7 protein-coding genes are annotated in these 6,000 nt (G+C 71.9%); 6 read left to right on the top strand and 1 reads right to left on the bottom strand.

The features are described 5' to 3' along the window. The first annotated feature begins 141 nt into the window (after positions 1-141). The 3 genes from ACYQ0U_RS04765 to ACYQ0U_RS04775 are packed head-to-tail and all read left to right on the top strand — an operon-like array spanning position 142 to position 2,584. The gene (locus tag ACYQ0U_RS04765) at positions 142-1,275 is read left to right on the top strand and encodes a GTPase family protein (protein ID WP_459969964.1); all 1,134 of its coding nucleotides are present in this window, start codon (positions 142-144) and stop codon (positions 1,273-1,275) included. Next, positions 1,272-1,901: a class I SAM-dependent methyltransferase gene (locus ACYQ0U_RS04770; protein ID WP_459969967.1), complete on the top strand. Its 630-nt coding sequence runs from the start codon at positions 1,272-1,274 to the stop codon at positions 1,899-1,901. Before ACYQ0U_RS04765 ends, ACYQ0U_RS04770 begins: the two co-directional genes overlap by 4 nt. Beyond that, positions 1,898-2,584 carry an NAD-dependent deacylase gene (locus ACYQ0U_RS04775; protein WP_459969969.1) on the top strand — a complete coding sequence of 229 codons (687 nt, stop codon included), beginning with the start codon at positions 1,898-1,900 and terminating at the stop codon, positions 2,582-2,584. The genes ACYQ0U_RS04770 and ACYQ0U_RS04775 overlap by 4 nt, the downstream gene beginning before the upstream one ends. Positions 2,585-2,654: 70 nt before the next feature. Here ACYQ0U_RS04775 and ACYQ0U_RS04780 read toward each other — a convergent pair whose 3' ends face one another. Next, a complete protein-coding gene (locus ACYQ0U_RS04780; RefSeq protein WP_459969971.1) occupies positions 2,655-3,026 on the bottom strand; it encodes a hypothetical protein in 372 nt (123 codons plus the stop codon). Between the two features lie 116 nt (positions 3,027-3,142). Between ACYQ0U_RS04780 and ACYQ0U_RS04785 the strand changes: the two genes are divergently transcribed. The 3 genes from ACYQ0U_RS04785 to ACYQ0U_RS04795 all read left to right on the top strand — a co-directional run. Further along, the gene (locus ACYQ0U_RS04785; protein ID WP_459969973.1) at positions 3,143-4,108 is read left to right on the top strand and encodes an MMPL family transporter; all 966 of its coding nucleotides are present in this window, start codon (positions 3,143-3,145) and stop codon (positions 4,106-4,108) included. Beyond that, a complete protein-coding gene (locus ACYQ0U_RS04790) occupies positions 4,093-5,280 on the top strand; it encodes an MMPL family transporter (RefSeq protein ID WP_459969975.1) in 1,188 nt (395 codons plus the stop codon). The genes ACYQ0U_RS04785 and ACYQ0U_RS04790 overlap by 16 nt, the downstream gene beginning before the upstream one ends. 22 nt (positions 5,281-5,302) lie before the next feature. Beyond that, on the top strand, positions 5,303-6,000 hold a 698-nt coding region (locus ACYQ0U_RS04795; protein ID WP_459969976.1), incomplete at its 3' end, for a hypothetical protein.

Below are 6,000 nucleotides of genomic sequence, written 5' to 3' on the forward strand. Positions count from 1 at the left end.
CACGTGTGCGCAGGTCAGCCGCACACTGCCAGAGACCCTCGATCAGATCGCGGAGCGTGCCGTGGTTCCCCTGGCACTACTGACGCCCGCCACACCACGGCGCGAGTGCCGGTGCTTGCCCGTCCCTGAGAGGCTTGGCGCATGGCGACACCCGCTGACGACTGGTTCGGCAAGGCCTTCAGCAAGGCCTGGCAGGACAAGGCCGACGAGATCGGCCGGTTCAACCTGGCGATCTTCGGCAAGACGGGGGTCGGCAAGAGCACGCTGGTGAACGCCATCTTCGGCACCGAGATCGCCCAGACCGGCATCGGCGAGCCGGTCACGATGCAGGAGCACCTCTACCTGCACCAGTCCGGCACGCTCGGCGTCCTCGACACGCGCGGCCTCGAGGTCGGCAAGGACAACGAGGCGCTGATCGGGGAGCTGCGCGACTACCTCGCGACGATGCGGCGTCGGCCGCTGGCCGAGCAGCTCCACGTCGCCTGGTACTGCGTCCGGGCGGGGGACCGCCGCTTCGAGAGCACCGAGGCCGAGTTCGTCCGCGCGCTGCACGACCTCGGGCTGCCGGTGATCCTCGTGCTCACCCAGGTGCCGGCCAGCGGTGGCCGCGTGCACCCGGACGCGGAGGCGCTCGCCGCGCGCATCGCCGACCTGCGGCTGCCGATCGCCGACGGGCTGATCCACTACACGATGGCGCTCGCCGACGAGTTCACCGGCCAGGCGGCGTACGGCCTCCAGGAGCTCCTCGATGCCACCTTTCGAGGTGCGCCTGCGGGCGTTGCCCACGCGATCACGGCGGCTCAGCGCATTGACTTCGACCGCAAGCGCGAGCGCGCGGAGGCTGCGATCAAGGTGGCGACCGGGGCCGCCACCACCGCCGGCGCCTCCCCCATCCCCTTCAGCGACGCCGCCATCCTCGTCCCCATCCAGCTGACGATGATGGCCTCGATCGCGGTCACCTACGGGATCTCGGTGGAGCGCTCGACCGCGGCGTCGCTCGCCGCGACCGCCGCGGCCACGACCGCGGGCCGGTCGCTGGTCGGCAACCTGATCAAGTTCGTCCCCGGCGCCGGCACCGCCGTCGCGGGCACGATCAACGCGACCATCGCGGGCACGTTCACGTACGCGATGGGCCACGCCTGGGTGCGGGTCTGCGAGCGGATGGCCCGGGGCGAGCTGCGCACGGTCGGCGGCGCGCTGGAGAGCGAGAAGATCCACAAGCTCTTCATGGACGAGTTCAAGGCGCAGGCCACGCGGCGGAGGCTCACCTCGTGACGACGCGGTGGGAACGGATCGCCCGGCAGGGCGCGGGCGAGGACTACGCGGTGAGGTACGCCGAGCGCTTCCGCGCGATGGCCGAGCGCGGCGAGGACGTCCACGGCGAGGCCGGGTTCGTGGCCGGCCTGGTCCCGGCGCCGGCACGGGTGCTCGACGCCGGGTGCGGCACCGGCCGGGTCGCCGTACGCCTCCACGAGCTCGGGTACGACGTCGTCGGCGTGGACGTCGACCCGACCATGCTCGACCAGGCCCGCGCCGCCGCGCCCGAGCTGGACTGGCGGCTGGGGGACCTGGCGTCGTTCGACCTCCCCGAGCTCCGGGGAGCCTGCGACGTGGTGCTGGTCGCCGGCAACACGATCCCGCTGCTCGAGCCCGGCACGCTGCTCGACGCGTGCGAGCGCCTGGGCGCGCACCTCGCGCCCGACGGCGTGGTCGTCTGCGGCTTCGGCACCGACGCCGCCCACCTGCCCGGCGACTGCCCGGTGACGCCGCTGGCCGACGTCGATGCCGCCTTCGGCGCCCTCGGGCTCGACGTGGCGGCGCGCTACGGCACGTGGGACCGCGAGGCGTTCGACCCCGCGGGCGGCTACGCGGTCACGGTGTACGCGGAGCCCCGCCGGTGAGGATCGTCGTCCTGACCGGTGCGGGCATCTCCGCGGAGAGCGGGGTGCCGACGTTCCGCGACGCCGACGGTCTGTGGGAGGGCCACCGCGTCGAGGACGTCGCGACGCCGGAGGCCTATGACCTCCAGCCGGCGGTGGTGCAGCGCTTCTACGACGAGCGCCGCGCGGCGCTGCTCGGCGTGGAGCCCAACCCCGCGCACTACGCGCTGGCCCGGCTCGAGGAGGACCTCGGCAACGACCTGCTGGTCGTCACCCAGAACATCGACGACCTGCACGAGCGCGGCGGCTCCAGCCGCGTCCTGCACATGCACGGCGAGCTGCGCTCCGCGCTGTGCCGGGCCTGCGGCCAGCGGCACCGGTGGGACGGTCCGCTCCTGCACCAGCCGCCCTGTCCGGCGTGCGGTGTCGCCGAGCTGCGGCCGGACGTGGTGTGGTTCGGCGAGATCCCGTACCAGATGGACCGCATCCAGCGGGCCCTCGACGGCGCCGACCTGTTCGTCTCCGTCGGCACCTCCGGGGCGGTCTACCCGGCCGCCGGCTTCGTCCAGTACGCCGCCCGCGCCGGTGCCCGCACGCTCGAGCTCAACCTGGTGCCCAGCGACGGGACGCACCTCTTCGACCGCGCCGACCACGGCCCGGCCTCGGAGCTCGTGCCGGGGTGGGTGGACGAGCTGCTGGGGTAGTCCCTGACGTTCGAGGGGTCAGCACGGCGTGTCGACCCCTCGACCGGCAGGGACTATCCCCCGGCGGCGCCTACCGCGCCAGCCACTCCCGCACCAGCTTCTCCAGGCGGGGGATGTCGTCGGTGAGGCCCATCTTCGGGGCGAAGCCGATGAGGGTGTCGATGAACATCTCGCCGGACTCGATGATCCGCGGGTCCATGTGGCCGAAGACCTCGAGGGCGACCACGCCGTAGAGCTGGGTCCAGCCCTGCATGTAGAGCCAGACCAGCCCGCGGTCCTCGACCGCGAGACTCTCGATCTCGGCCGGGATGAGCGGGTCGAGGACGGACTCGGGCACCGCCGGCGGCAGGTCGTCCACGGGCACGATCGGATGGTGGTTCTGCTCCCACAGGGCACGCATCTGGCTGGTGAACAGGTGCCCGGAGGAGGAGAGGGTGAGCATCTCGCGGCGGTGGCAGGCCGTGTCCGCGATGGGTTGGCGAACACCAGCCCGAACTCGCGCGGGTTGGCCAGGGCCCACTTGCGGAACGCGGTCACGGACGCCAGCAGCCGGGCGGCGTGATCGTCGTCGGGCAGCGCATCGGCGGCGGCCGCGAAGGTCGCCGTGGTGCGGGCGCCTACGGCGGCGGGGTCTTCGACTCCCTGAGCCAGGGCGGGTTCGACGACAAGAGCTCCGAGTCGGCCCGCGAGCTCGACGCGGAGCGGGAGACCTTCGGCAACCGGTCCATCGACGTCGTGGCGGTCTACTCCAGCGACGAGCTCACCGCCGCCGACCCGGAGTTCCGGGGCGCCGTGGAGGACGTCGTGGCCGGCCTGCCGGCCGGGACCACCGCGCCGGTGATCCCGTGGTGGCAGGCCCCCGACGCCGGGCTGGTGTCCGAGGACGGGCACGCCGCGCAGGTGCTGATCTCGCTCGCGGGCGACAGCCAGGACGAGTACCTCACCCACTACGACGAGCTCGAGCCCACGCTGCGCGCCGCCGGCGTCGACACCCACCTCGCCGGCGCCTTCGCGGTCTACTCCGACGTCAACGAGATCACCTCCGAGGACCTCAAGCGGGCCGAGCTGATCTCGCTGCCGGTCGTGGTGCTCCTCGCGCTGCTCATCTTCGGCAGCGTCGTGGCCGCGACCATGCCCGCGCTGGTCGGCGTGGTGGCGATGCTCGGCGCGCTGGCGGCCGTCCGCGTCCTCGCGTCGTTCACCGAGGTCTCGGTCTTCGCGGTCAACGTGGTCTCGCTGCTCGGCATCGGCCTGGCGATCGACTACGCGCTGTTCGTCATCAGCCGGTTCCGCGAGGAGCTCGCCGCGTTGCCCGAGGACCATCCCGACGCCTCCCGCATCGCGATCCGTCGCACGATGGCCACCGCCGGCCGCACCGGGATGTTCTCCGGCCTCACCGTCGCCGCCGCGCTCGCGAGCCTGCTGATCTTCCCGCAGTCGTTCCTGCGGAGCATGGGGTACGGCGGCATCGCGGCCGTGCTCGTCGCCATGCTCGCCGCGCTGACGCTTTGCCGGCCACGCTGACGCTGCTCGGCCGGCGGGTCGACGCGGGCCGGATGCCGTGGCGGCGGCACCGTCCGGCCGCCGGCGCCGACGAGCACGGCCGGTGGGCACGCCTCACGCGCGCTGTCATGCGGAGGCCCGTCGCCGTCATCGTGGTCACGGTCGTCGCGCTGCTGGTCATCGCCTCGCCGTTCCTCGGTGCACGGTGGGGGAGCGTCGACCATCGCGTCCTGCCCGAGGACGCCCCGGCCCACCAGGCGCAGGCGCTCCTCATCGAGGAGTTCGGTGCGGAGACGTCGACCGCCAACCTGCTGCTCCGCGGGACGGGCGCCGACGACGTGGCGTCGTACTCCCGCGAGGTCCGGCAGGTCGACGGCGTGGTCGACGTGGCCCCGGTGGACCAGCAGGGGGACACCACGCTGCTGCGCGCGACCTGGGAGGGCAACAGCCAGACCGAGGCGTCGCAGGAGGCGGTCGAGGAGATCCGCGCGCTCGACCCCGACAGCGGCACGGTGCTGGTCGGCGGCGTGACCGCCGAGACCGTCGACCTGATCTCCTCGGTCGGCGCCCACCTGCCCTGGATGGGCCTGATCGTCGTGCTCGTGATGCTCGCGCTGCTGTTCCTGGCCTTCGGCTCGGTGGTGCTGCCGGTCAAGGCGGTGGTGATGAACCTGATCTCGATCACCGCGTCCTTCGGCGTCGTGACCTGGATCTTCTCCGACGGTCACCTCGCCGAGCAGCTCGGGTTCGCCGCCCAGGGCTATCTCGACGCCACGAACCCGATCCTCATGCTCGCGATCCTCTTCGGGCTCTCCATGGACTACGAGGTGTTCCTGCTCTCGCGGATCCGCGAGCAGTGGGACCGGACCCACGACAACGACGTCGCCGTCGTGACCGGCGTCCAGAAGACCGGACGGATCATCACCAGCGCGGCGCTGCTGCTGGCCGTGGTGATCGGCGCCTTCGGCCTCTCCGGCATCGTGTTCATGAAGATGCTCGGCATCGGCATGCTGGTCGCGCTGCTCATCGACGCGACCGTCGTGCGAGCGGTGCTCGTGCCGGCGACCATGAAGCTGCTTGGCCGCTGGAACTGGTGGGCGCCCGGTCCGGCGCGACGCTGGTGGGAGAGGTACGGCTTCCGCGAGGAGGGCCCGGAGCCGTCCACCGAACGTGCTGCTGCGACCGTCGGGTAGCGGCTCCGCTAGCGTTCCGGCCATGGAACGCATCGGACTGGCACTGGCAGGGCTCGGCATCGCATCTGCGGCACTCACCGCCTGCGGCGGCGACGACGGGGACGACTTCGCGAAGGGCCCGGCGGAGGACATCGTCGCGGCGGCGAAGACGGACATGGGTGAGCTGAAGGCGGTGAAGGTCGCCGGCACCGTCACCAACGACGGCCAGGAGATCACCATCGACATCCAGGCCAGCTCCGACGGCGACTGCACCGGCTCGATCGGCGTCGACGGCGGCACGGCCGAGGTGCTCGGCGTCGCCGGGGAGACCTGGATGCGCCCGGACGAGGCGTTCTGGCGCTCGTCGGCCGGAGAGAACGCCGATCAGGTGCTCACGGCCGTCGGCGACAAGTGGGTGGTGATCGCGCCCGAGGACGACTCGTTCAACCAGTTCTGCGACCTCGACGAGCTGCTCGACCAGCTGCTCGAGGACGACGACCAGTCGACGTACTCCGTCGACGGCACCGACGAGCTCGACGGTGACGAGGTCGTGCGCGTCGAGAACGAGGACCCCGAGGAGGGCACCTCGACCGGCTACATCCTGGTCGACGAGCCGCACTACCTGGTGAAGATCGAGAAGACCGAGGGTGAGGACACCGGCTCGGTCACGTTCTCGGAGTTCGACGAGGAGTTCGACGTCGAGGCTCCCGCCGAGGACGAGGTCGTCGACCTCGAAGCGCT

The organism is Nocardioides pyridinolyticus, from assembly GCF_054653575.1.

What these genes read in the sequence shown, in the direction of transcription:
- ACYQ0U_RS04780 (WP_459969971.1), bottom strand. Translation starts at nt 3,026, where the DNA reads ATGCTCACCCTCTCCTCCTCCGGGCACCTGTTCACCAGCCAGATGCGT.
- ACYQ0U_RS04765 (WP_459969964.1), top strand. Translation starts at nt 142, where the DNA reads ATGGCGACACCCGCTGACGACTGGTTCGGCAAGGCCTTCAGCAAGGCC.